This is a genomic window from Streptomyces sp. O3 (assembly GCF_054788135.1).
The window spans coordinates 1-276 of record NZ_JBTVYK010000177.1; the positions used below are offsets into that span (position 1 = coordinate 1).

Sequence of the window (276 nt, forward strand, 5' to 3'; positions counted from 1 at the left end):
GCTAAAGGGAAAATATCTCCCAAGCTTATTCAGTGGATGAATGGTGTGGAGAAGAAAGATCAGCCGGCTTTAATTTTCTTTCCAGAAATTGATGCTATGAATAAATTTGCAAAGGCACTTGAAAATAAGGGTTATATCCGCCCAGTGACAGTCCATTCAGCCGATGAATTGCGCAAAGAGAAAGTGGAATGGCTACGAAAAGGGAAAATCAAACTGTTATTAACAACTACAATTTTAGAGAGAGGCGTTACTTTTACAGATGTGCAAGTAGCGGTG

The 276-nt window shown here is 39.5% G+C and carries 1 protein-coding gene; it reads left to right on the top strand.

Going from position 1 to position 276, the window contains the following annotated elements:
* Positions 1 to 45: 45 nt before the first annotated feature.
* Positions 46 to 276 (top strand): helicase-related protein (locus tag ACX6XY_RS30245; RefSeq protein WP_460337863.1); only part of this gene is annotated, 231 nt, incomplete at its 3' end.